22 protein-coding genes and 1 tRNA gene are annotated in these 21566 nt (G+C 57.3%); 14 read left to right on the top strand and 9 right to left on the bottom strand.

What is annotated here, in order from left to right; translation table 11 throughout:
• Nucleotides 1-28: 28 nt before the first annotated feature.
• On the top strand, nucleotides 29-508 hold the full coding sequence (locus tag D781_RS05250; protein WP_225365510.1) for a cold shock domain-containing protein: 480 nt from the start codon (nucleotides 29-31) through the stop codon (nucleotides 506-508).
• Nucleotides 509-552: 44 nt separating this feature from the next.
• On the opposite strand, the gene D781_RS05245 is transcribed toward D781_RS05250, so the two are convergent.
• Both D781_RS05245 and D781_RS05240 read right to left on the bottom strand, forming a co-directional pair.
• Nucleotides 553-2001 carry a GGDEF domain-containing protein gene (locus tag D781_RS05245; RefSeq protein WP_041411725.1) on the bottom strand — a complete coding sequence of 483 codons (1449 nt, stop codon included), beginning with the start codon at nucleotides 1999-2001 and terminating at the stop codon, nucleotides 553-555.
• A gap of 605 nt (nucleotides 2002-2606) precedes the next feature.
• Nucleotides 2607-3080: a cupin domain-containing protein gene (locus tag D781_RS05240; protein WP_015671275.1), complete on the bottom strand. Its 474-nt coding sequence runs from the start codon at nucleotides 3078-3080 to the stop codon at nucleotides 2607-2609.
• Between the two features lie 180 nt (nucleotides 3081-3260).
• Between D781_RS05240 and D781_RS05235 the strand changes: the two genes are divergently transcribed.
• Nucleotides 3261-4169, top strand: a complete 909-nt coding sequence (locus D781_RS05235) for a LysR family transcriptional regulator (protein ID WP_015671274.1) — start codon at nucleotides 3261-3263, stop codon at nucleotides 4167-4169.
• A 21-nt stretch (nucleotides 4170-4190) separates the two neighbouring features.
• On the opposite strand, the gene D781_RS05230 is transcribed toward D781_RS05235, so the two are convergent.
• Nucleotides 4191-4412, bottom strand: coding sequence for a DNA polymerase III, theta subunit (locus tag D781_RS05230; RefSeq protein WP_015671273.1), 222 nt, complete (start codon nucleotides 4410-4412; stop codon nucleotides 4191-4193).
• 187 nt (nucleotides 4413-4599) lie between these two features.
• Nucleotides 4600-4764 (bottom strand): hypothetical protein, encoded by a 165-nt coding sequence (locus D781_RS23835; protein ID WP_158497477.1) that lies wholly within the window; start codon nucleotides 4762-4764, stop codon nucleotides 4600-4602.
• 327 nt (nucleotides 4765-5091) lie between these two features.
• On the opposite strand from D781_RS23835, the gene D781_RS05225 reads away from it, so the two are divergent.
• Both D781_RS05225 and D781_RS05220 read left to right on the top strand, forming a co-directional pair.
• Nucleotides 5092-5355, top strand: coding sequence for a hypothetical protein (locus tag D781_RS05225; protein WP_015671271.1), 264 nt, complete (start codon nucleotides 5092-5094; stop codon nucleotides 5353-5355).
• A 516-nt stretch (nucleotides 5356-5871) separates the two neighbouring features.
• On the top strand, nucleotides 5872-7041 hold the full coding sequence (locus D781_RS05220) for an EpsG family protein (RefSeq protein WP_015671270.1): 1170 nt from the start codon (nucleotides 5872-5874) through the stop codon (nucleotides 7039-7041).
• Between the two features lie 141 nt (nucleotides 7042-7182).
• Here the strand turns inward: D781_RS05220 and D781_RS05215 are convergent, their stop codons facing one another.
• Complete coding sequence (locus tag D781_RS05215; RefSeq protein ID WP_015671269.1) at nucleotides 7183-7419, bottom strand: DUF4282 domain-containing protein; 237 nt, start codon at nucleotides 7417-7419, stop codon at nucleotides 7183-7185.
• Between the two features lie 287 nt (nucleotides 7420-7706).
• Nucleotides 7707-7783 (bottom strand) — tRNA-Arg (locus D781_RS05210).
• A gap of 321 nt (nucleotides 7784-8104) precedes the next feature.
• Here D781_RS05210 and folD point away from each other — a divergent pair.
• The 4 genes from folD to malI all read left to right on the top strand — a co-directional run bounded on the left by folD (nucleotide 8105) and on the right by malI (nucleotide 12046).
• The gene (gene folD / locus D781_RS05205) at nucleotides 8105-8971 is read left to right on the top strand and encodes a bifunctional methylenetetrahydrofolate dehydrogenase/methenyltetrahydrofolate cyclohydrolase FolD (protein WP_015671268.1); all 867 of its coding nucleotides are present in this window, start codon (nucleotides 8105-8107) and stop codon (nucleotides 8969-8971) included.
• Nucleotides 8972-8981: 10 nt separating this feature from the next.
• The gene (ybcJ, locus tag D781_RS05200) at nucleotides 8982-9194 is read left to right on the top strand and encodes a ribosome-associated protein YbcJ (protein WP_015671267.1); all 213 of its coding nucleotides are present in this window, start codon (nucleotides 8982-8984) and stop codon (nucleotides 9192-9194) included.
• A 245-nt stretch (nucleotides 9195-9439) separates the two neighbouring features.
• On the top strand, nucleotides 9440-10939 hold the full coding sequence (locus D781_RS05195; RefSeq protein WP_015671266.1) for a PTS transporter subunit EIIC: 1500 nt from the start codon (nucleotides 9440-9442) through the stop codon (nucleotides 10937-10939).
• Nucleotides 10940-11029: 90 nt separating this feature from the next.
• The gene (gene malI, locus D781_RS05190; protein WP_015671265.1) at nucleotides 11030-12046 is read left to right on the top strand and encodes a Mal regulon transcriptional regulator MalI; all 1017 of its coding nucleotides are present in this window, start codon (nucleotides 11030-11032) and stop codon (nucleotides 12044-12046) included.
• Nucleotides 12047-12105: 59 nt separating this feature from the next.
• Here malI and cysS read toward each other — a convergent pair whose 3' ends face one another.
• Entirely contained in the window at nucleotides 12106-13491 is a 1386-nt protein-coding gene (cysS, locus tag D781_RS05185) for a cysteine--tRNA ligase (protein ID WP_015671264.1), read from the bottom strand.
• A 287-nt stretch (nucleotides 13492-13778) separates the two neighbouring features.
• On the opposite strand from cysS, the gene ppiB reads away from it, so the two are divergent.
• From ppiB to purK, 4 genes are all read left to right on the top strand, one after another.
• Nucleotides 13779-14273 (top strand): peptidylprolyl isomerase B, encoded by a 495-nt coding sequence (ppiB, locus tag D781_RS05180; RefSeq protein WP_015671263.1) that lies wholly within the window; start codon nucleotides 13779-13781, stop codon nucleotides 14271-14273.
• A 10-nt stretch (nucleotides 14274-14283) separates the two neighbouring features.
• Entirely contained in the window at nucleotides 14284-15006 is a 723-nt protein-coding gene (locus D781_RS05175; RefSeq protein WP_015671262.1) for a UDP-2,3-diacylglucosamine diphosphatase, read from the top strand.
• Nucleotides 15007-15182: 176 nt separating this feature from the next.
• Complete coding sequence (purE, locus tag D781_RS05170) at nucleotides 15183-15707, top strand: 5-(carboxyamino)imidazole ribonucleotide mutase (RefSeq protein WP_015671261.1); 525 nt, start codon at nucleotides 15183-15185, stop codon at nucleotides 15705-15707.
• Nucleotides 15704-16771: a 5-(carboxyamino)imidazole ribonucleotide synthase gene (gene purK / locus D781_RS05165; RefSeq protein ID WP_015671260.1), complete on the top strand. Its 1068-nt coding sequence runs from the start codon at nucleotides 15704-15706 to the stop codon at nucleotides 16769-16771. The genes purE and purK overlap by 4 nt, the downstream gene beginning before the upstream one ends.
• 207 nt (nucleotides 16772-16978) lie before the next feature.
• Here purK and ybbP read toward each other — a convergent pair whose 3' ends face one another.
• Both ybbP and ybbA read right to left on the bottom strand, forming a co-directional pair.
• Nucleotides 16979-19411 carry a putative ABC transporter permease subunit YbbP gene (gene ybbP, locus D781_RS05160; protein ID WP_015671259.1) on the bottom strand — a complete coding sequence of 811 codons (2433 nt, stop codon included), beginning with the start codon at nucleotides 19409-19411 and terminating at the stop codon, nucleotides 16979-16981.
• A complete protein-coding gene (gene ybbA / locus D781_RS05155; RefSeq protein WP_015671258.1) occupies nucleotides 19408-20094 on the bottom strand; it encodes a putative ABC transporter ATP-binding protein YbbA in 687 nt (228 codons plus the stop codon). The genes ybbP and ybbA overlap by 4 nt, the downstream gene beginning before the upstream one ends.
• Between ybbA and tesA the strand changes: the two genes are divergently transcribed.
• Together tesA and D781_RS05145 are read left to right on the top strand one after the other, a co-directional pair.
• Nucleotides 20065-20694: a multifunctional acyl-CoA thioesterase I/protease I/lysophospholipase L1 gene (gene tesA / locus D781_RS05150; protein ID WP_015671257.1), complete on the top strand. Its 630-nt coding sequence runs from the start codon at nucleotides 20065-20067 to the stop codon at nucleotides 20692-20694. The genes ybbA and tesA overlap by 30 nt on opposite strands.
• A gap of 95 nt (nucleotides 20695-20789) precedes the next feature.
• Nucleotides 20790-21566 carry an SDR family oxidoreductase gene (locus D781_RS05145; RefSeq protein ID WP_015671256.1) on the top strand — a complete coding sequence of 259 codons (777 nt, stop codon included), beginning with the start codon at nucleotides 20790-20792 and terminating at the stop codon, nucleotides 21564-21566.

Genomic DNA, 21566 nt, shown 5'->3' with positions numbered 1-21566 from the left:
CGTTGTATTGAACGAATTAATGAGAATGATGATGAACGGCAAGATAACGACTTTTTTTGCAGATAAAGGCTTTGGCTTTATTACCGATGAAAATGGGGAAAATCGCTATTTTCACGTGGTGAAAGTACAAAACCCCGATCTGATTAAGAAAAACGCTGCGGTAACGTTTGAGCCGACCAACAATGCCAAAGGCCCCTCCGCCTACGCGGTGAAAGTGCTGGCCCCGAGCAAATACATCATCATCGCCAATGAACGTATTAAAATCAGCAGCATCAAATCCTTCCACACCTTCACCAAAGAGGTGCCGGTACAGAACCAGGTGGACAAAGAAAACACCGTGTTATCGGTTGGCCTGCTGATGAACCGTATTCGCCCGCAGACGGAGAGCGCCCCGGAGATGCAGACGCTGCGCATGCTGTCGGTGGTCACCTTCCAGAACGTCACCCACACCTTTTCCGAATATGAGATCGATCTGGACGAGACGCTGCAGGCGCTGCAGGGCCTGTAAGCGCGATGCTGCGCGTGAGCCTGTCCTCAGGGCTCACGCCGCCGCTACTCTTTAAACCAGATATGACCGACGCTGCTGCCGCTCACCGCATTAAAAGACTCCACCCGGTTACGCCCCAGCGATTTGGCGCGATACAGCGCAATATCGGCCATATTCATCAGCTGTTCCCAGGATTTAACTTCCTTCATCGCCAGGCTGGCCACGCCGACGCTGATGGTGACCTTGAGTGGCTTATGCCCAATGTTCACCTCGCTCTTTTCCACCTGCTGGCGCAGGAATTCGCCTAACGCCACCGCCTGCGCCGCCAGCGCGCGCGGCAGTACGACGGCGAACTCTTCCCCGCCCAGGCGACCGAGGGGTTGATCGCGGCGCAGCTCACGCCGCAATACGTGAGTCACATGCGTCAATACCCGATCGCCGACGATATGCCCATGGGTGTCATTAATCAGCTTGAAATGGTCAATATCAATCAGCAACAGCGATACCGCCTCTTTGGAACGCCGCTTGTGCTCCAGCAGCTCTCTGGCCTTACGCGTCAGCGCGCTGCGCGTTAGCGTGCCGGTCAGAAAGTCATGATTGCCGCTATGCTCCAGACGGCGCACCAGCTTGCGGTTGGCCACCATCGAACTGGAGAGGATCAGCGGCCCCATCACCAGCATGGCGATCCCCAAGCGCGCCGACATCAGAGTATCCAGCAACGCGCCACGGGAGGCCGGCGTTTCGTACAGCATCACGTTGGCGGAGATCGCGCATATCTCCACCACCCCGGTTAGCAACGCCAGCAGCGTCACGGTAAACAGTTGGTAGCGCACCGCGCACCACAGCAACGCCGGGATCGGAAACGCAATAGCGCCGGGACCGCCGATATAGATGCTAAACAGCAATGACCCCAGCAGCGCCAACAGCGGCAGGCTGTCGCGCAAATTCCAGTGATACTGCATCCGCAGCAGCGTTTTTAACCGCGGCGCCGCCAGCAGTACCGGTAAAATCAGCAAGGTGGTGGAGAATTGTTCGCTGAACCACGCCAGCCAGGCGGTCAGCACCGTATTGTTATACAGGCTATCGTTACGCAGTACCGACAGGGTAGATGCCACCACGGCGCCGGCCAGGCTGGCGGCAAACAGATACAAAATGGCCTGTGGGTTACCCATGCGCCGCTGCGACTGCGGCAACAGCCGCATCACGCCGTACCCTGTCGCCACCAGCGACATATTGCACAGGTTTAGCCACAGCGCCAGCATCCATCCTTCGCCGGTGGTCAAATCCGCGCCGATCATGGCGATATAGGTTATCAGCCAGCCTAACGGCTCGGCATAGGGCGGCTTACGCAGCAGTACCCCCAGCAGAATGGCGTTGACCGGCCAAAATAAGGACAGGGAATCAAGAGGACGGGAAAAAATGCCGACTAAAGAGAGAAAAAAAACCAGCAAAAAAAGATTAATCAGCCGCACTGCGCCAGGCAACCCATGCTTAGAAATCATTCTGGCATTCATCGCCTGAACCACGCAAACATCATAACCAGAACAGTTGTATGCATATCATTCCATGCCCCAGCAAAATAAGGAGAATATATAAACCAGATTGCGACGGGAAAAACCAGACGGTTTAAAGACAAAAAGGCATTAACCTTTATTTAACAGAATCTTCCTATATCTGTCTGCGCATAGGCCTATTTCCCGCAGAAGCGCCTATTGGGTTAATAGCATAGCGCAACCTACTGTATTGCGGAACAAACATAAGACCACAATAATAGTGCAAGATAATTTCGCCTCACTATTTGCGAAATGTCCTTATCACTATTTTAGCGCAGGGAGAATAATGCGCCGTTCTCGCTCCTCCCGGTAAAGCGCCCGGCCCGGACACCGTCGTCAGGCGACTTTACATGCCACCCCCTGCTTCAGGGGCACAAATAAAAAAAATCCCGCACAAGGCGGGATAAACTCAATGGGGATGGGTAATACACTACAGGAAAGGAATAACACACAACATCATCGGGTGAGTTAACTCTATCAACTTGAGTGTATAGATTTGTCATCCCTTGGTAAGTTTGCTCCGGCAGATGTAACGCTGGATGGAAAACAGCCATCACAGCCCTTGGTTATTGCTGACGATACTGTTCATCGCTGACCTGCTCCAACCACGCCACCGGACTGCCATCGCGTGATTCGGCAATTGCAATATGCGTCATAGCGGTGTCAGCGGTAGCACCGTGCCAATGTTTCACCCCCTGCGGGATCCAGACAATATCCCCCGGATGCATTTCTCTGACTTTACCTCCCCACTCTTGCACCCAACCGCGCCCCTGCGTCACGATTAATGTTTGCCCCAACGGATGAGTATGCCAGGCGGTGCGGGCCCCCGGCTCAAAGGTTACGGTTGCGCCGCTGACGCGGGCATCATCACTTCCCTGGAAAGGTGCGTCGATCCTCACCCGCCCGGTAAAATAGCTCGCAGGCCCCGTCTGAGAGGGCTGTGCACCGCTGCGCTGTACGTTGATTTTATCCTCCGCGGCAACGGAGGCCGACGGTGCGAGCATAGACAGCATCATGGTTGAAGCAGCAAGAAATTTCATCGTGTCCCCTTGGTCATGGCAGGTAATGTGCGATGTATAAACGGTAACGGGATTCTTTGTGTTGAAAAAGCAGGTAAACACGAAAGGAGATATGAGCTGTATTCATTAATAAACTGCAGCACCGACGCACCGGCACTACAATGGTCACATCCGGGATCGTACAACGCAGAGCAGAAAAAGATGTTAAGAGATAATGTTAACGATTTAATCTCATTTCTAATGGTGGCGCAGGAGCGCAGCTTTACTCGTGCCGCCGCCAAACTGAATGTCTCGCAATCAGCCCTCAGCCATGCCGTCCGCGGCCTGGAAGAACGCCTTGGCGTGCGTCTACTCACCCGGACTACGCGTAACGTCGCTCCCACACAAGCCGGTGAACGGCTGGTTAACACCATCGGCCCACACCTCACGGCGGTTGAAAGCGAACTGTTGGCACTGGGAGAAATGCGCGACCGTCCCGCCGGCAATATCCGTATCTCCGCCGGTGAGCATGCGCTTGACGCCGTGCTATGGCCGGCGTTGAAACCTTTCTTAAAAAGTTACCCCGATATCAAGGTCGAAATCATCGCTGACGATAGCCTGACCGATATCGTCGGCGAACGCTTTGATGCTGGTGTTCGCCTCGGCGAACAGGTCGCCAAAGATATGGTCGCCGTACGTATCGGCCCGGATATCCGTCTGGTCGTCGCCGGCTCGCCGGATTACCTGGCAAAAAATGGTATCCCCGCCACGCCGCAGGCGCTACAGCGCCACCGCTGTATTAATATGCGACTTCTGACGCTGGGCGGCATCTATGCCTGGGAGTTTGCCAAAGACGGGCAGGAGATTAAAGTGCGTGTTGACGGACAGGTTACCTTTAACAGCCTGCGCCAACGCATCGACGCAGCCAGTGAGGGATTAGGACTGACTTTCGTGCCGGAAGACGCGATACGGGTGGAAATGGCCAACGGCAGGCTGGTCACCGTACTCGACGAATGGTGTCCTCCGCTTTCCGGCTATTACCTGTATTACCCCAACCGTAAACAGCACACCACCGCGTTTTCCCTGTTACTCGAGACGTTACGCTATCCGCCTCCGCCAGCAAATATCTAGCGTTTCAATCCGTACGCTACCTCAATCATTAACGACCTGTGGCGGCAGCGATCGCGAGATGCGACGATAGTGTTCCAGGCGCTGCTTGAAATAAGCGCGCAGATGCTCAGGCTGTTCCGCCTCGACCAGATCGGGCCTTACCGGCAGATTCATCCACTCTTTGCCCGCCACGCCGCTGGCGGCGATATCCGCGCTGACCTTCCCCTCATACTTTCCGGCCAACCCACTGTAATAAAGAGACATTGAACACCATCCTGCGCTAAAAGCTGCGATATTGCCGACCAAAACTTCACATTCACTCAGCATCGGCAAGGCGAAATATAATCAAATATATAACGTTTTTCCAGTTCGCGACCAAGGGCCAGACGCCGCGTGCGGTAAGCCAAGTGCGCCTGCATGGTAGCCCACAGCACAACTCTTCTCCCGTGCATCACGGTGTCGTTCTGGGTATTATCACCGCCTCCACGGCCACAACGGCGGCAATGTGGTCTTTAAATCGCCAGAAGATATTACCTTCTGGTGCAGTGTAGAGTTTTTGGTTGAGATCAAAGGACTGCGGATAAATGCGATTTTTCATCGGTTTTCTTATCATCATGAGCCCAATCCTGTGGCTTACTGATACGCTCGGCAAGTTTGCCGTCATTGCCTGGTTGGCAAACGCTGTGATTCTTACCTGTATCGCTAAATATATCGTCAACAGCAAACCCAAAGAGTACGACGAGGATCAGGATGTATTCTGACGCTTTTCATGCAACGGTGGTTTAAATAAAACCAGGTAAGAGCAACCCCATATCATTCGGATATTCCGTCCTTGCCGGCCCGATCCGCTTATCGCGTTGATCGCAGGGACCTCCCCTGAGCACTTCCATGCCTAATTCTCCGGTCCAGGCAAAAATGCACATTTTTAAGCATCGTCGCCGCAATGCCCGCTTTTGGCGGCACCGCATTCGATACCTTCCCTATCGGGCTCGGCGATCCGACCGAAACGGTCTTGTTGGCGCCGCGGGAAGAACGGGAGAAAACCGCCACAGCCGGTGACGACTACAGCTGTATTTACCAGGGAGAGAACTTTTCTCTCGGCGCCACGCTGGATGGCAAAACCTGTCGGCTGATGGAGATAAAATCCGGTAAACTGCTGTCAAAAGTCAGCGTGCTGCAGTGGGTGAAAGATGGGGAAATGTTTTAATTATCTTGCCTGCGTAATATTGGCCCTATTTGTGATAATAGAAGCCTAACCTGACAGCTCAGTATTGTGAGAATGTGGGGACGATGCCGGTTTACCACTACCGGAACATCATGTATTCCAGCCAACTCAACGATTGATGATGGAAAGCCCCCCATTCCTTTTGATTAGATAAAAAGTGGAGCATTTCATATTAACACCGCCCCTAATTTATTAAGTTAATAACAATCAATAACTCTCCCCGATGCAGAAATCTATCTATACCAATATAGCCAACACCATTAAAAGAAAGCACAAAAAAGGATAATACCCAAAACAAAACAAGATAAATCCCTTTACTATCGGAATACTCCATTTAATATCCATGCTTTTAAATACAACAAAGGCTTTCTTATGGAATAGCATCTAAATCGAGGTTAAGATACGAAGACATTACGATAAGCAACGTTAATCTTCATAATCATTACATTATGAAAAATTAATAAAAATAAATTAAGTTATCATTTTATGGATAGGGACATGCCTTTATTTTTAAAAAATATAGAGTTAACATTTTACTTTTCTTCATCTTTAATTCTCATGCTGATTTCATTTTTATCGGCCACATGTCGCTCAATATCACTTGACAGGATTAACGCCTTTTTGGTGGCAATAATGATGGTGCTTTTTTATGGACTAAGGGCTGAAGGCACGTCAGACATAAAAATGTATCTTGATTTCTTTGACAAAATGGGTAACTTTGAAGACTTCCCGTGGAGTTATGGTTTTTACGTTATAGCCCAAACGATAAAATTAATTAATCCATCACATGAATTCTACATATTTTTCACATCCCTATTTTTTGTTTGCGCTGTTTTGATATGCACATTCAAGTACTTAAAAGGAGAACCATACAAGTCATTACTTATGCTTTCTTTTTTTAATGGCTGGTATATCTTGGATTTAGCAACAAATACCATAAGACAAGGTATAGCGCTCCCATTCGTCATGCTCTCATTTTATTTCTTAATATACAGAAGAAAGTCTCTTTTCTTACTATTTGCAGCATTAGGAATAAGTATACACTGGGGCGCATTAACCCCCCTGTGCTTTGGTGTTGCCGCCTACTTTATCGCCAAAAGAAGATTCCTGCTAAGAACAATCACAATAGGCGTCCTCCTTTTTTATACAAGCTCTTACTTCATTAACCTCGATATTGCCCGAGTCCTGGTGGAGAAAACGTTCATTGACACGCTCCAAAAAATCTTTGTCGGCGTTAACCTAAAAAGCAAGGCCTATGCGTACCTCAACTCAGAAATAATCGGAGCTCACTTTTACCAACTGCCAATTATTACACGACTAAAATACACCACAGAGTCATTCATTCCACTTGTTGTCAATGCTATCTTTTTCCTCAGTCGCAAAAAAAACGACCCGTTTTTTTATCAAAACAAATTATACCTGCCTGTATATACACTATTCCTACTCTTAACCGCATATGGCGTAAGCATCATATCTATGGTGTGGTTCTTCCGGAATTTTTACTGGGGACCAATGTTATCAATGATAAGCTTGATGATAATCCTTTCATATTATAAAAAATCAAAAAATCACAATGCATACGTGTTTTTTTTAACTTTATGTGTGCTTATCGTAGGGTTGCTTGCCAACTGGCCGTCAGCACTTTTACAGTTGTCATATCCCGCTTAGTTATCAGGATGATTATATTTATTCTTTCCGCCAGACCGCTGAAAGGTAAGAACTACACCACAGAATGCAAACAATCAGACATAGTATAAAAACTTCAATTTAATGCCGGGTATCCCCCGGCATCTTTACCTGGCAAACAGGTTACGGTTTTTCCGCAATTCTTCGCAGATATTCGTTATTTTTAAAAGCAATAATAATCATCTCAAATGCCACACGGACAAATACGCCGCCAATCAGGATAGCCAGCAAACCACTAAACACTCCGCTGTACGTCATCATACCAATACCGCTAACGATCACACCCAACAGCGCTAACCAATAAACTACAGTGATGATTTTTGGCGTAAGCATCGCATCAAATAAGAAAATATTCTTCATTAATATCCACCTTAATATTATAAAGTACTATTCCATAAGTTCTACCGCTGTGAAGTGGCTCTATTTTGACATAATAATAAGATTGGCGGCTAGCCCTATATCCGCGTTGGCGGAGTAAAATCACATTACCGGGACACAGACGAAAAATAGTGGCAAATACGGAAGTCCGTTTCCCCTGTCGAAAATAATGACGTTCTCGATATGAGCATGGCCAAATGAATCAGGCGTCAGTCAACGGAACTTGAAAAAGATAAAACTGCTGTTCGGGAAAAAGTTCAGACTCGAAATGGCACGCCCTGTAGGACTCGAACCTACGACCTACGGCTTAGAAGGCCGTTGCTCTATCCAGCTGAGCTAAGGGCGCATTGAAGAGATGCGGCAACCCAAGGTTGCGGCTTGGATTATACGGCCCGAAGAGAGTGAGTCAATGCCTTTTCATTGTGTTGTCGTCGGCAGGGCGTTTTATGCTGCTTTTTCCGCCACCGCCGTACGCTAACATCATGATCTCTTAGCGCTAATCAGGTGTTTTACTGATGTGAAAACACGCGTATTGCGCGGCCTCGCGCGCCCTGGTCTTCATCGCAATCGTGACATTAACACGATTCAGCGCCTGACAGCGCGCTCAGCTTCTGACAAAATAGCGCCATCCCCCCGCTTTTTCTTTAAATGATGGATTTCCACACCGATGGCAGCAAAGATTATTGATGGTAAAACGATTGCGCAGCAGGTTAGAAGCGAAGTGGCTGAGCAAGTTAAGCAACGTCTGGCCGCAGGAAAACGCGCGCCGGGTCTGGCGGTTGTGCTGGTGGGTGAAAACCCGGCCTCGCAGATTTATGTCGCCAGCAAACGCCGCGCCTGTGAAGAAGTCGGCTTTGTTTCCCGCTCTTACGATCTGCCGGCCTCCACCAGCGAAGCCGAGCTGCTCAAGCTGATCGACCAGCTGAACGCCGACACGGAAATCGACGGTATTCTGGTACAGCTGCCGCTGCCTGCCGGCATCGATAACGTCAAGGTGCTGGAACGCATCCACCCGGACAAAGACGTCGACGGCTTCCACCCGTACAACGTCGGCCGCCTGTGCCAGCGCGCGCCTAAACTGCGCCCGTGCACCCCACGCGGCATCGTCACCCTGCTGGAGCGCTATAATATCGATACCTACGGCCTAAATGCCGTGGTGGTCGGCGCGTCCAACATCGTCGGCCGCCCGATGAGCATGGAGCTGCTGCTGGCCGGCTGCACCACCACCGTGACGCACCGTTTTACCAAAAACCTGCGCCATCACGTGGAGAATGCCGATCTGCTGGTGGTGGCCGTCGGCAAACCGGGCTTTATCCCGGGCGACTGGATCAAACCGGGCGCGATCGTGATTGACGTCGGTATCAACCGTCTGGAAAGCGGCAAAGTGGTCGGCGACGTCGAGTTTGACGCCGCCAGCGAACGCGCCGCCTATATCACGCCGGTTCCCGGCGGCGTCGGCCCGATGACCGTCGCCACGCTGATCCAAAACACCTTGCAGGCCTGCGAGGAATATCATGACGTTCAACCTAAATAAGTAAGGCAGTATGGAAATTTTTAATCTGGATAACCACCCGCACGTCGAACTCTGCGATCTGCTGAAGTTTCAGGGCTGGAGTGAAAGCGGCGGCGCGGCGAAAGAAGTGATCGCCGACGGCCTGGTCAAGGTTGACGGCCAGGTGGAAACCCGCAAACGCTGCAAAATTGTCGCCGGACAAAAAGTCAGCTTTGCCGGCCGGACGGTCACCGTTCAGGCTTAAACGCCGCGGCACGGCCGGGTTGCACACGTGCAGCCCGGCTTTCCCCCTTGTTCCCCTCCCTTTTTCGCCGCCAATTTCTCGATCGTCGTCAAAAAATCACTTTTTCCTCTGGATGAATGTGAAAATTATGTTGCACGCCCCGCTGAGTTGCCAGACGATGAGTAGAACGTTCTACTAGAACGTTCTACTTACAATAACAACGCCGTTTCAGGCGCATCCAGGGTCTCACATCGGGGGAAAACAGCATGAGTCTGTTCTCAGGGTTTGTTAAATCGTTATCCAAACTGTCTATGATTGGCCGCGCGCTGATGCTGCCGATTTCACTGCTGCCGGCCGCCGGCCTGCTGCTGGCATTCGGCGACAAATTCCATCTGCCGCTGATGATGAACGCCGGCGGAGTGATTTTCGATAACCTGCCGATGCTGTTCGCCATCGGCTCGGCGGTCGGGCTGGCCTCCGAATCCGGGATTGCCGCACTGTCTGCCGCCGTCTCGGTATTTGTTACCAATATCACCATCGGCACGCTGCTCGGCATCACGCCGGAGATGGCCGCGCAGGGCGGAAAATATGCGCTGGTGGTCGGCATCCCCACCCTGCAGATGGGCGTGTTCGGCGGCCTGATCTGCGGTATTCTCGCTGCCTGGTGCTACAACCGCTTCCACGCCATGCAGCTGCCGGAGTTCCTCGGCTTCTTCTCCGGCAAACGCTTTGTAGCCATCGCCACCGCCTTGCTGTCGTTTATCATGGGTCTGCTGCTGCCCTACGTCTGGCAGCACATTCAGTCCGGTATCGATGCGCTCTCGGTGGTGGTCAACGGCGATAATCAGGCGGCCTCCACCTTTATCTTCGGGCTGGTGGAGCGGGCGCTGATCCCGCTCGGCCTGCACCATATCTGGTATCCGTCCTTCTGGTATTCGTTCGGCGACTACACCACCGCCGCCGGCCAGGTGATCCACGGCGATCAGACCATCTGGTTCAAGATGCTGGAGGAAGGCGTGAAGTCTTTCAGCAGTGACAGCTACCGGGACGCCGGTAAATTTATGCAGGGCGAATTCCCGCTGATGCTGTTTGCCCTGCCGGCCGCCTGCCTGGCGATGTATCACGAAGCCCAGACGGCCAACAAGAAAATCGCCGCCGGCATTCTGTTTTCCGCCGCGCTGACCTGCTTTTTAACCGGCATCACCGAGCCGGTGGAGTTCACCTTTATCTTCGTGGCGCCGATTCTGTACGTCTTTAACGCCATCATGGCCGGCCTGGCGTATATGACCATGTACCTGCTGCATGCGCATATCGCCAAATCGTTCTCGGCGGGCTTTATCGACTACCTGTCATTCGGCATCCTGCCCTCGTTCAACGGCTACCAGACCAACTTTATCAGCGCCGTGATCGTCGGTATTCCGATGGCGCTGATCTACTACTTCACCTTCCGCTTTGTCATCCGCCGTTTCGACGTGAAAACGCCGGGACGCACCAACGTAACCGCCAATGCGGATGACAAGAGCGATACCGAGCTGGCAACGGAAATCATCAGTCTGCTGGGAGGCGCACAGAATATCGACTCCGTCGGTTCCTGCATTACCCGCCTGCGCCTTGAGGTGGTAGACAGTAAATCGGTGGATAAAGACGGCCTCAACGGCCTCGGCGCACGCGGCGTGGTGTTTGTCGGCGACGCCGGCATTCAGGTCATTTTTGGCGCCAGGGCGCAATTTATTGCACAAACCATGTCGACGATGATGGGCAAATAAGCAAAAAATGGTAGGCTGTGAACGTCTCCGGCAGCGGCCGGAGGCGTTGTGTTATCCCGCTGATTGCAGCGGATTTTTCTGGGAGCCGGTGTGAAAAAAGTCAGCATTATCGACGTGGCAAAGCTGGCGGGGGTCTCCGTCTCGACGGTGTCGCTGGTGCTGCGCCAGAAGGGCAAAATCTCCGACGCCACCATCGCCAACGTACAGGCCGCCATCCGCCAGCTGGGCTACGTGCACAACGTGGCGGCTGCCAATTTACGCGCCAGCACCTCCAACCTGATCGGCCTTATTCTGCGGGATTTCAGCGACAGTTTCTCCATCAAGGTGATGGCCAGCATCGTGCAGGAACTGGAAAAACAGGGCTATATGGTGTTTCTCGGCCAGCCGCAGGACGAAGGGGAACATCTCGAGCGCTGCCTGCTCTCCTTCAAACAGCAGGGGGTGGCCGGCGTGATTTATCTGGCGTCGGACGCCTCCAACCCGCATCTGCCCGCGCTTATCCGCCAATGTCCGCTGCCGCTGGTGGCGGTCTCACAGTCGCTGCTGGAGGAAAATTGCAACCTGGTGATGCGCGACAACCGTCAGGCGGCGGGGCTGGCCGCCCGCTATCTGATCGAACGCGGGCACCGCAGCATCGGCTATATCGGCGGCCGGCAGGCGTCGCTGATTCGCCAGCAGCGCCTGCTGGGGTTGCGCAGCGCGCTCGTCCAGCACGGCATGAGCTACAAAGAGGAGTCCGCCCCCGCCTGCAGCGACGATACCCGCGCCGCCAGCCAGGCCACCCGCCATTTGCTCGAACAAAACAACACCATCACCGCCCTGCTCTGCCACTCGCCGGACGCCATGCTTGGCTGCATTAACGGCATTCATCAGGTGGGGCGCACCATCGGCAAGGATGTATTTCTGACGCAGCAGGTGGCGCTGATTGGCTTTGAGGATATGCTGCACGTCAACCTCACCTCACCGTCGTTCACCTACGTCTCCTCCGCCAGCGAAGAGACCGGTCGTCAGGCCGCAGCGCTGATGATGCGCAAGCTGAAGGAGCCGGCGTTACCGACCCAGCGCATTACGCTGTCCGGCCAGCTGGTCGCCCGGGAGTCGGCATAAAAAAGCCGGGGAGTGCAGCACACTCGCCCGGCCTGAGAATGGCTTGATGAACTCAGCGCTTACTTACGACGCCAGGTGGTGCCCTGCGGGCCGTCTTCCAGCACGATGCCCATTTCGTTCAGCCGATCGCGGGCGGCATCCGCCAAGGCCCACTCTTTCGATTTACGCGCGTCGTTGCGCTGCTTGATCAGCGCTTCGATTTCCGCCACTTCACCGTCATCAGCCTGCGCACCGCTCTGCAGGAACGCTTCCGGCTCCTGCTGCAGCAGGCCCAGCACGTTCGCCAGTTTGCGCAGTTCGGCCGCCATGGCGTTGGCCGCCGCCATATCTTCACTTTTCAGGCGGTTGACTTCACGCGCCAGATCGAACAGCGCCGAATAGGCTTCCGGCGTGTTGAAATCATCGTCCATCGCCTCGCGGAAGCGCGCCTCAAAGGCTTCTCCGCCGGCAGGCTGCGCCGCCGGGTCAGTGCCGCGCAGCGCGGTGTACAGACGCTCCAGCGAAGCACGCGCCTGCTTCAGGTTCTCTTCGCTGTAGTTCAGCTGGCTGCGGTAGTGGCCGGACATCAGGAAGTAACGCACGGTTTCCGCATCGTAATAGCCCAGCACGTCACGGATGGTGAAGAAGTTGTTCAGCGACTTGGACATTTTTTCACGGTCGATCATCACCATGCCGGAGTGCATCCAGTAGTTGACGTACGGGCCGTCGTGGGCGCAGCTGGACTGGGCGATTTCGTTTTCATGGTGCGGGAACATCAGATCCGAACCGCCGCCGTGGATATCGAAATGGGTGCCGAGCTGTTTGCAGTTCATCGCCGAGCACTCAATGTGCCAGCCCGGACGGCCCGCGCCCCACGGTGATTCCCAGCTCGGTTCGCCCGGCTTGGACATTTTCCACAGCACAAAGTCCATCGGGTTGCGTTTGACGTCGTCAATCTCCACCCGCGCGCCGGCCTGCAGTTGCTCCAGGTCCTGACGCGACAGCAGGCCGTACTGCGGATCGCTGTCGATGGAGAACATCACGTCGCCGTTGCTGGCCACATAGGCGTGATCGCGTTCCAGCAGGCGCTGGGTAATCTCGATAATCTCGGCGATATGCTGCGTGGCGCGCGGCTCCTGATCCGGGCGTTCGATCAGCAGCGCGTCAAAATCGGCGTGCATCTCCGCCAGCATGCGGCCGGTCAGTTGATCGCAGGTTTCACCGTTCTCCGCCGCCCGGCGGATGATTTTGTCATCCACATCGGTCACGTTGCGCACGTAGTTCAGATCGTAACCGAGATAGCGCAGGTAGCGCGCCACCACGTCAAAAGCAACGAAGGTGCGGCCGTGGCCGATATGACACAGATCGTAAATGGTTACCCCGCACACATACATACCGACCTTTCCGGCATGAATTGGTTTGAATTCCTCTTTTTGACGACTCAGGGTATTAAAAATCTTTAGCATCGGGACATTCCGTGGTGTGCGTTGTAACAATATTAATTAACAGGGATCCGCGTATTGAACCCCGAAGGCCGCAGTAATGCAAGGTTAAGGCCAAGGAATGCTGACATCATCGGCAGAAAACCCGGCGCCGTGCGCCGCCTTCCGTTGTTATCTTATAACAAAACCTGGCGAACAGACAGCGCAAGCCAAGCCCGCTGCTGACTCGCTAATAGAGATATGTTATAAGGTCGGTCTGATTGTTTGCAGCCCGCTGTAACATCTCACTTCACCTTGTTAGGATTAAAACTATGGTTACTTTCCACACCAATCACGGCGACATCGTCATCAAGACCTTTGCCGACAAAGCACCGGTCACCGTTGAAAACTTCCTGAACTACTGCCGCGCAGGTTTCTACGACAACACCATTTTCCACCGTGTTATCAATGGCTTTATGATTCAAGGCGGTGGTTTTGAACCTGGCATGAACCAGAAAACGACCCAGTCGCCAATCAAAAACGAAGCCAACAACGGCCTGCAGAACACCCGCGGCACCCTGGCCATGGCGCGTACCAACGATCCGCACTCCGCCACCGCGCAGTTCTTCATCAACGTGGTTGATAACGACTTCCTGAACTTCCGCGGCGAAAACGCGCAGGGCTGGGGCTACTGCGTATTTGCCGAAGTGGTAGAAGGCATGGACGTGGTCGACAAGATCAAAGGCGTGAAAACCGGCCGCAGCGGCATGCACCAGGACGTACCGGTCGAAGACGTGGTCGTCACCAGCGTAACCGTCAGCGAGTAACCGCGACGGCATGCACACGCTGTTTATCGCAGATCTGCATTTATGCGCACAGGAACCGGCAATTACTGCCGGTTTTCTGCATTTTTTGCAGCGCGACGCCGTTCACGCGGACGCGTTATACATTCTTGGCGACCTGTTTGAGGCCTGGATCGGCGATGACGATCCCGAACCGCTGCACGCCGAGATCGCCGCCGCGCTGAAGGCGCTGCAGCAGGCCGGCGTCCCCTGTTACTTTATCCACGGCAACCGCGACTTTCTGCTGGGCAAACGCTTCGCCCGCGCCAGCGGTATGACCCTGCTGCCGGAAGAACAGGTGCTGGAGCTGTACGGCCGCCGTGTGCTGATCCTGCACGGCGACACGCTGTGCACCGACGATACCGACTACCAACACTTCCGCCGCCGCGTGCACAATCCGCTGATTCAGAAGCTGTTTCTGGCGCTGCCGCTGCGCTGGCGTCTGAAGATTGCCGCCGGCATGCGCGCCCGCAGCCAGCAAAGCAATCAGCACAAGACGCTGGATATCATGGACGTGAACCCGCAGGCGGTTGCGCAGACGATGGAGCGCCACGACGTGCGCTGGATGATCCACGGCCACACGCACCGTCCCGCCATTCATCAACTTTCACTGCACGGCGCAGCGGCGCACCGCGCGGTATTGGGCGCCTGGCACCAGGAAGGCTCAATGATCAAAGTCAGCCGCGACGACGTCGAGCTGATCGCCTTCCCGTTCTGATAAATCGCTAACCTCCTGACTTCAGGCGCGAGTGAAAGAATTCGCGCTTTTCACGGTGAAAACCGGCTACGCAACCGTTTTCCTTGCCGGGCGCCCGTGGTATGCTCTACGCCCTCAAATGGCTTGCCGCCTCAGGCAATTGGCCAACGCTTGTACAATACAGGAGCCTTACACCCATGGGAGCCAACGCCGCTTCAGCCACCACCGCTGGCGCTAAAATCGCAATTGTAATGGGATCGAAAAGTGACTGGACCACCATGCAATTTGCGGCCGACGTCCTGACCTCGCTTGATGTCCCGTTCCATGTTGAAGTCGTCTCCGCTCACCGCACGCCGGACAAACTGTTCAGCTTCGCCGAACAGGCCGACGCCAACGGTTTCGATGTGATCATCGCCGGCGCCGGCGGCGCGGCGCACCTGCCGGGCATGCTGGCGGCGAAAACGCTGGTGCCGGTGCTGGGTGTGCCGGTGCAGAGCGCGGCGCTGAGCGGCGTAGACAGCCTGTACTCCATCGTCCAGATGCCGCGCGGCATTCCGGTGGGCACGCTGGCGATTGGCAAGGCGGGTGCGGCCAACGCTGCCCTGCTGGCAGCGCAGATCCTGGCGCGTCACGACGGCGCACTGGCGCAGCGGCTGGCCGACTGGCGTCAGGCGCAGACCGACGAGGTGCTGAGCAACCCGGACCCGCGGGAGGAAGCATGAAGCCGGTTTGCGTACTGGGCAATGGCCAGTTGGGCCGCATGCTGCGTCAGGCCGGCGAACCGCTGGGGATCGCCGTCTATCCGGTCGGTCTGGACGCCGAGCCGGAGGCGGTGCCGTATCAAAACAGCGTGATTACCGCCGAGATTGAGCGCTGGCCGGAAACCGCGCTGACGCGCGAACTGGCGACGCACGGCAGCTTCGTCAACCGTGATATTTTCCCGCGTCTGGCCGACCGCCTGACGCAAAAGCAGCTGCTCGACCAGCTGAAGCTGGCGACCGCGCCGTGGCAACTGCTGGCCGACGCGGCCGAATGGCCGCAGGTGTTCGCCACGCTGGGTGAGCTGGCGATCGTCAAACGCCGCGTCGGCGGCTACGACGGCCGCGGCCAGTGGCGTCTGCGCCCCGGCCAGGAAAACGAGCTGCCGGCCGACGCCTACGGTGAATGCATCGTCGAGCAGGGCATCAATTTCTCCGGTGAAGTGTCGCTGGTGGGCGCGCGCGCTCACGACGGCCGCTGCGTGTTTTATCCGCTGACCCATAATCTGCACGAAGACGGCATCCTGCGCACCAGCGTGGCGCTGCCGACGCCCGATCCGGCGCTGCAGCAGCAGGCGGAGCAGATGCTGTCCGCGATCCTCAACGCGCTGGACTATGTCGGCGTGATGGCGATGGAGTGCTTTATCGTCGGCGACCGTCTGCTGATCAATGAGCTGGCGCCAAGGGTGCACAACAGCGGCCACTGGACGCAAAACGGCGCCTCCATCAGCCAGTTCGAGCTGCATCTGCGCGCCATTCTCGGCCTGCCGCTGCCGACGCCGGTGGTGAACACTCCGTCGGTGATGGTGAACCTGATCGGCACCGGTGTGAACAACGACTGGCTGGCGCTACCGCTGGTGCATCTGCACTGGTATGACAAAGAGGTGCGCGCCGGCCGTAAAGTCGGCCACCTGAACCTCAACGATCCCGATACCGGCGCACTGCGGCAGGCGTTGCAGCAGCTGGCGCCGCTGCTGCCCGCCGAGTACCAAAGCGGCCTGGAGTGGGCTCAGCAGAAGCTGGCGTAATCTGCGCCGCTAGCAACAAGGGTTCACGCAGGTGAACCCTTCAAACTGCTGACAAAGCCTGTTATTAGGGAGAGCGTGGCGATGGGGTCGTAGCGGCGTTAGCCGCCGGAGCGCCCCTCGTTACGCTAGGCCCGAGTATCTCGGATTCTCAGACCACTTTGTCATCAACCTCAACGGTTCACGCAGGTGAACCCTTTTTTATTGGCGCTAGCCGTCGTAACGGCGGAACAGCGCCTGTCCGCGCAGCAGCCGGACGCCCAGCCAGCCGCCGCACAGTGACAGCAACAGCGCGCTGAGCAGCGGCAGCGCCCACCACAGCAGCGGCGTCGGCTGCCACGGGAAGTCAAACACCCGGCTCTGCAGCTGCCACAGCGCGGCTTCGGCGCCCAGCGCCGCCGCCAATCCCGCGGCCAGCCCCAGCAGTGCAAACTCGCACCACAGCGTCCGCCGCAGCAGGCGCTTGCTCGCCCCCAGCGTGCGGTACACCACCAGCTCCTGACGGCGCTGGCGCATCCCCACCTGTACCTGCGCCAGCAGCAGCAGGCCGCCGCACAGCACCACCAGAATCACCATCACCTCCAGCGCCCGGCTGACCTGCTGCAGCACGCCGCCGACCTGATGCAAAATGGCACCGATATCCAACAGGCTGAGCGTCGGGAACTGCCGGTTCAGCTGGGTCAGCACACTGCCGTCGCCGCCGTAGCGGAAACTGGTCAGCCAGGTCTGCGGCTGGCCGTCCAGCGCGCCCGGCGGGAAGATAAAGTAGAAATTAGGCCGCAGGCTCTCCCAGTCTACCTGCCGCAGGCTGGTGACCTTGGCCTGAAACGACTGGGTATCGCCGCTGAAGGTCAGCGTGTCGCCCAGCTTCACCTTCAGCCGTTCCGCGATGCCGGCATCCATCGATACCTCGCCGCGCTGCGGCGGCCACTGGCCTGCGGTCAGCGGATTATGTTCCGGCCGCTGCGCCAGCCAGGTCAGGTTCAGCTCGCGATTGACCGCCTCGCCGCCGGGATCGTCCTCGCGCACCAGCTCCGTCGCCGCCCGCTGGTTAATCTCCGTCAGGCGCACCCGCACGATCGGGTAGAAGGTTTCCGGTGCGATCTGATGCTGCTGCAGGAAAGCGCGCACCTGCGGCACCTGCTGCGCCGTCATATTCATCAGGAAGTAGTTCGGCGCCTCCGGCGGCAGCTGCTGCTGCCAGCGCTCCAGCAGATCGCCGCGCAGCACCAGCAACAGCGCCAGCAGCATAAACGACATGGAAAAAGCCGCCAGCTGGCTGACGGTGACCCACGGCTGATGCAGCAGCCGGTTGACCGCCAGCCGCAGCGCCAGGTTGCGCAGCCGGATGCGACGTAGCAGCGCGATGCAGCCCCAGCCGATCGCGCCGAGCAGCAACGCCAGCACCACCGTACCGGCCAGCACTGACCACAGCAGCGTGCTGCCGCCCATCAACAGGCTCAACAGCGCCACCACAATCAGCAGCGCCGCCGGCAGGAAATAGCGCAGCGGCCAGACGTTGGCCACCACGTCGCGCCGCAGCACCCGCAGCGGCTGGGTCGCCAGCAGCTGCCGGTAAGGCCGCAGCCCCACCAGCAGAGAGATCATCACCAGCGCGCCCAACGCCCACAGCCACGGCCAGCCTCCGGCGGCCGGCAGCGCGCTGGGCAGCACCGGCGCCAACAGCCGGATCAGCAGCGCCTCAAACGCCAGCCCCAGCAGACTGCCGCACAGCGCCGCCAGCAGCAGCACCGCCAGCCACTGGCCGATAATCAGCCGACGCAGCGCCTTGCGCCCGGCGCCCAGCGTTTTCAGCACCGCCATCAAATCATGGCGGCTGCGGCAGTAGTGGCTCATCGCCACCGCCACCGCGGCCACCGCCAACAACAGCGTCAGCAACGCCGACAGTAGCAGGAACTGCTGGGAACGCTGCAGCGACTTGCCCAGCGCGCCGCCGGCGTTCTCCGTATCAAACCAGCGCTGATCGGCCTTCAGCTGCGGCGTCAGCGCCGCCGCATAACGCGCCAGATCTGCCTCGGCGCCGGCGAACATATAGCGGTAGGTCAGGCGGCTGCCGGGCTGCACCGCACCGGTTTTCTCAACGTCCGCCATATTGATCAGAATACGCGGCGCGGTCTGGAAAGGATTAAAGCCGGCGTCCGGCTCCTGCAGTATCTCCCCGGCGATGCGCAGCGTGGCGTCGCCGACGTCCAGCTCATCACCCACCTTGACGCCCAACAGCGCCAGCAGCCGCGGCGCCACCAGCACCGTGCCCGGCTGCGGCTTGACGTCCGCCGGCCGCGTCTCCAACCTGCCGTACAGCGGATAGGCCAGATCGGTGGCCTTAACATTGGCGAGCTGCGGCCGATCGCCGGCATAGGTCATGGTGGTAAAAGAGAGCTGACGGCTTATCCGCAGATTTTGCCGGCTGGCGTCAAGCAGCCAGCCTTCCGGCACCGGGTGTGCGCTGCGCAACACCCGGTCGCCGGCGATAAAATCGCGGCTCTGCTGGCTCAGCCCTTTTTCCATCCGGTCGCTGATGCTGCCAAGCGCCAGCACGCAGGCCACCGCCAGCGTCAGCGCCAGCCAGACAATCAGCAGCGACGGCGAACGCCATTCACGCCAAAACCAGCGCCAAATCATGCTTCCTCCCACAACTTGCCGTCACGCAAGCGCAACCGTCGCTGGCATCGCGCCGCCAGCGTTTCGTCGTGGGTCACCAGAATCAGGGTGGTGGCAAAATCACGGTTGAGGGAAAACAGCAAATCGGCGATACGTTCGCCGGTCTGACGGTCGAGGTTGCCGGTCGGCTCATCGGCAAACAGCACGCGCGGCCGACCGCTGAAAGCGCGCGCCAGCGCCACCCGCTGCTGCTCGCCGCCGGACAGCTGCGCCGGCAGGTGATCCAGCCGCTGCCCCAAACCAAGCTGCTCCAGCAGCTGCACCGCCTGTTCGCGGCTGCGGCGATCGCTCTCACCGCGCAGCAGCGCCGGCAGCTGTACGTTTTCCATCGCGTTCAGCGTCGGCACCAGCATAAAGGACTGAAAGACAAACCCGACGTTGTTGGCGCGCAGCGACGCGCGCCCCTCTTCATCCAGCGCACCCAGCGATTTCCCCAGCAGATGCACCTCGCCGTCGCTGCCGTCGTCCAGCCCAGCCAGGATCCCGAGCAGCGTCGACTTGCCGGAACCGGACTCGCCGATCAGGGCCAGCGTCTGCGCGGGTTTGACAACCAGCTCGACTCCGGTGAGGATGGTGAGCTGATGCTCACCCTGACCAACGTGCTTACTAAGATGATGAACTTCAAGAACGTTTTCCGCTGGCATTTTCCCATCCTTTTACTGTTGGCTTTATTCAGTTTACGTGCGGCGGCGGCCGATACGTTATTGATTCTTGGCGACAGCCTCAGCGCCGGCTACCGTCTGCCGGTGGCGCAGGCCTGGCCGGCGCGGCTGGCCGAACGGTGGCAGAAACAGCCCGGCAGCCCCAAAGTGATCAACGCCAGCATCAGCGGCGACACCGCCGCCCAGGGGCTGGCGCGCCTGCCGGCGCTGCTGAAGCAGCATCGGCCGCGCTGGGTGTTGATTGAGCTCGGCGCCAACGACGGGCTGCGCGGTTTTCCGCCGCCGGATCTGCAGCGCGACCTTGAGCAAATCATCACCCTGACGCAGCAGGCGGGCGCCCGCCCGTTGCTGATGCAGATTCGGATACCACCGAACTACGGCCGCCGCTATACTGAGTCGTTCAGCGCGGTCTATCCGCGACTTGCCGAGCAGTTCAAGATCCCCCTGCTGCCGTTCTTTATGGAGCAGGTGGCGATTAAACCGGAGTGGATGCAGGATGACAGCCTGCACCCGAATCTGGACGCCCAGCCGTTTATCGCCAACTGGATGGCGGAACGCCTGGCGCCGTTAGTGACACAATAAGCCTGTGCCTCCTTGATCCAGGCCGCCTCGCGATCACGCCGCTGCGGCTAGTATGACGGGTATAATCAAATTAGGGATGAAGAGTAGGTAAAGTTATGCAAAAAGCGGTACTCATTACCGGCTGTTCCAGCGGGATCGGCCTGATCGCGGCGCAGGACTTGCGCAGCCGCGGCTATCGCGTCCTGGCCGCCTGTCGCAAGGCGCAGGACGTCGACCATATGCAGCAATTCGGCTTCGAAAGCATCCAGTTGGATCTGGACGACAGCGCCAGCGTCGAGCGCGCGGCGGCGCAGGTGATCGAGATGACCGGCGGCCGCCTGTACGGCTTGTTTAATAACGGCGGCTACGGCGTTTACGGCCCGCTCAGCGGCATCTCACGCCAACAGCTGGAACAGCAGTTTTCCACCAACCTGTTCGGCACCCACCAGCTGACGCAGCTGCTGCTACCGGCCATGCTGCCGCACGGCGAGGGGCGCATCATCCAGACCAGTTCGGTGATGGGGCTGGTCGCCAGCGCCGGACGCGGCGCCTACGCCGCCAGTAAATTCGCGCTGGAGGCCTGGTCCGACGCCCTGCGTATGGAGCTGCACGGCAGCGGCATTCAGGTCAGCCTGATCGAACCCGGCCCGCTGACCACCCAGTTCACCCAGAACGTCAACCAGACCCGCAGCGATCAACCGGTGCATAACCCCAGCATCGCCAAACGCCTGACGCTGCCGCCGGAGGCGGTGCTGCCCAAGCTGCGCCATGCGCTGGAAAGCCCGAAAGCCAAACTGCGCTATCCGGTCACCCTGCTGGCTCATGCGATGAGCGTACTGCGCCGCATTCTGCCCGGCCGGGCGCTGGACTGGCTGCTGCGCGGCAACGGTTAA

The sequence above is a fragment of the Serratia sp. FGI94 genome (assembly GCF_000330865.1).
Taxonomy (GTDB): Bacteria; Pseudomonadota; Gammaproteobacteria; order Enterobacterales; family Enterobacteriaceae; genus Serratia_B; species Serratia_B rubidaea.
Note: the sequence above shows the minus strand (reverse complement) of the source record. Positions and strands in the feature narration are given on the sequence as shown.

Excerpts from the sequence above, each read along its gene's own strand:
- D781_RS05250 (WP_225365510.1), top strand. The coding sequence starts at position 29 with ATGATGAACGGCAAGATAACGACTTTTTTTGCAGATAAAGGCTTTGGC.
- D781_RS05245 (WP_041411725.1), bottom strand. The coding sequence starts at position 2,001 with ATGAATGCCAGAATGATTTCTAAGCATGGGTTGCCTGGCGCAGTGCGG.
- D781_RS05240 (WP_015671275.1), bottom strand. The coding sequence starts at position 3,080 with ATGAAATTTCTTGCTGCTTCAACCATGATGCTGTCTATGCTCGCACCG.
- D781_RS05235 (WP_015671274.1), top strand. The coding sequence starts at position 3,261 with ATGTTAAGAGATAATGTTAACGATTTAATCTCATTTCTAATGGTGGCG.
- D781_RS05230 (WP_015671273.1), bottom strand. The coding sequence starts at position 4,412 with ATGTCTCTTTATTACAGTGGGTTGGCCGGAAAGTATGAGGGGAAGGTC.
- D781_RS23835 (WP_158497477.1), bottom strand. The coding sequence starts at position 4,764 with ATGATGATAAGAAAACCGATGAAAAATCGCATTTATCCGCAGTCCTTT.
- D781_RS05225 (WP_015671271.1), top strand. The coding sequence starts at position 5,092 with ATGCCCGCTTTTGGCGGCACCGCATTCGATACCTTCCCTATCGGGCTC.
- D781_RS05220 (WP_015671270.1), top strand. The coding sequence starts at position 5,872 with ATGCCTTTATTTTTAAAAAATATAGAGTTAACATTTTACTTTTCTTCA.
- D781_RS05215 (WP_015671269.1), bottom strand. The coding sequence starts at position 7,419 with ATGAAGAATATTTTCTTATTTGATGCGATGCTTACGCCAAAAATCATC.
- folD (WP_015671268.1), top strand. The coding sequence starts at position 8,105 with ATGGCAGCAAAGATTATTGATGGTAAAACGATTGCGCAGCAGGTTAGA.
- ybcJ (WP_015671267.1), top strand. The coding sequence starts at position 8,982 with ATGGAAATTTTTAATCTGGATAACCACCCGCACGTCGAACTCTGCGAT.
- D781_RS05195 (WP_015671266.1), top strand. The coding sequence starts at position 9,440 with ATGAGTCTGTTCTCAGGGTTTGTTAAATCGTTATCCAAACTGTCTATG.
- cysS (WP_015671264.1), bottom strand. The coding sequence starts at position 13,491 with ATGCTAAAGATTTTTAATACCCTGAGTCGTCAAAAAGAGGAATTCAAA.
- ppiB (WP_015671263.1), top strand. The coding sequence starts at position 13,779 with ATGGTTACTTTCCACACCAATCACGGCGACATCGTCATCAAGACCTTT.
- D781_RS05175 (WP_015671262.1), top strand. The coding sequence starts at position 14,284 with ATGCACACGCTGTTTATCGCAGATCTGCATTTATGCGCACAGGAACCG.
- purE (WP_015671261.1), top strand. The coding sequence starts at position 15,183 with ATGGGAGCCAACGCCGCTTCAGCCACCACCGCTGGCGCTAAAATCGCA.
- purK (WP_015671260.1), top strand. The coding sequence starts at position 15,704 with ATGAAGCCGGTTTGCGTACTGGGCAATGGCCAGTTGGGCCGCATGCTG.
- ybbP (WP_015671259.1), bottom strand. The coding sequence starts at position 19,411 with ATGATTTGGCGCTGGTTTTGGCGTGAATGGCGTTCGCCGTCGCTGCTG.
- tesA (WP_015671257.1), top strand. The coding sequence starts at position 20,065 with ATGAACTTCAAGAACGTTTTCCGCTGGCATTTTCCCATCCTTTTACTG.
- ybbA (WP_015671258.1), bottom strand. The coding sequence starts at position 20,094 with ATGCCAGCGGAAAACGTTCTTGAAGTTCATCATCTTAGTAAGCACGTT.
- D781_RS05145 (WP_015671256.1), top strand. The coding sequence starts at position 20,790 with ATGCAAAAAGCGGTACTCATTACCGGCTGTTCCAGCGGGATCGGCCTG.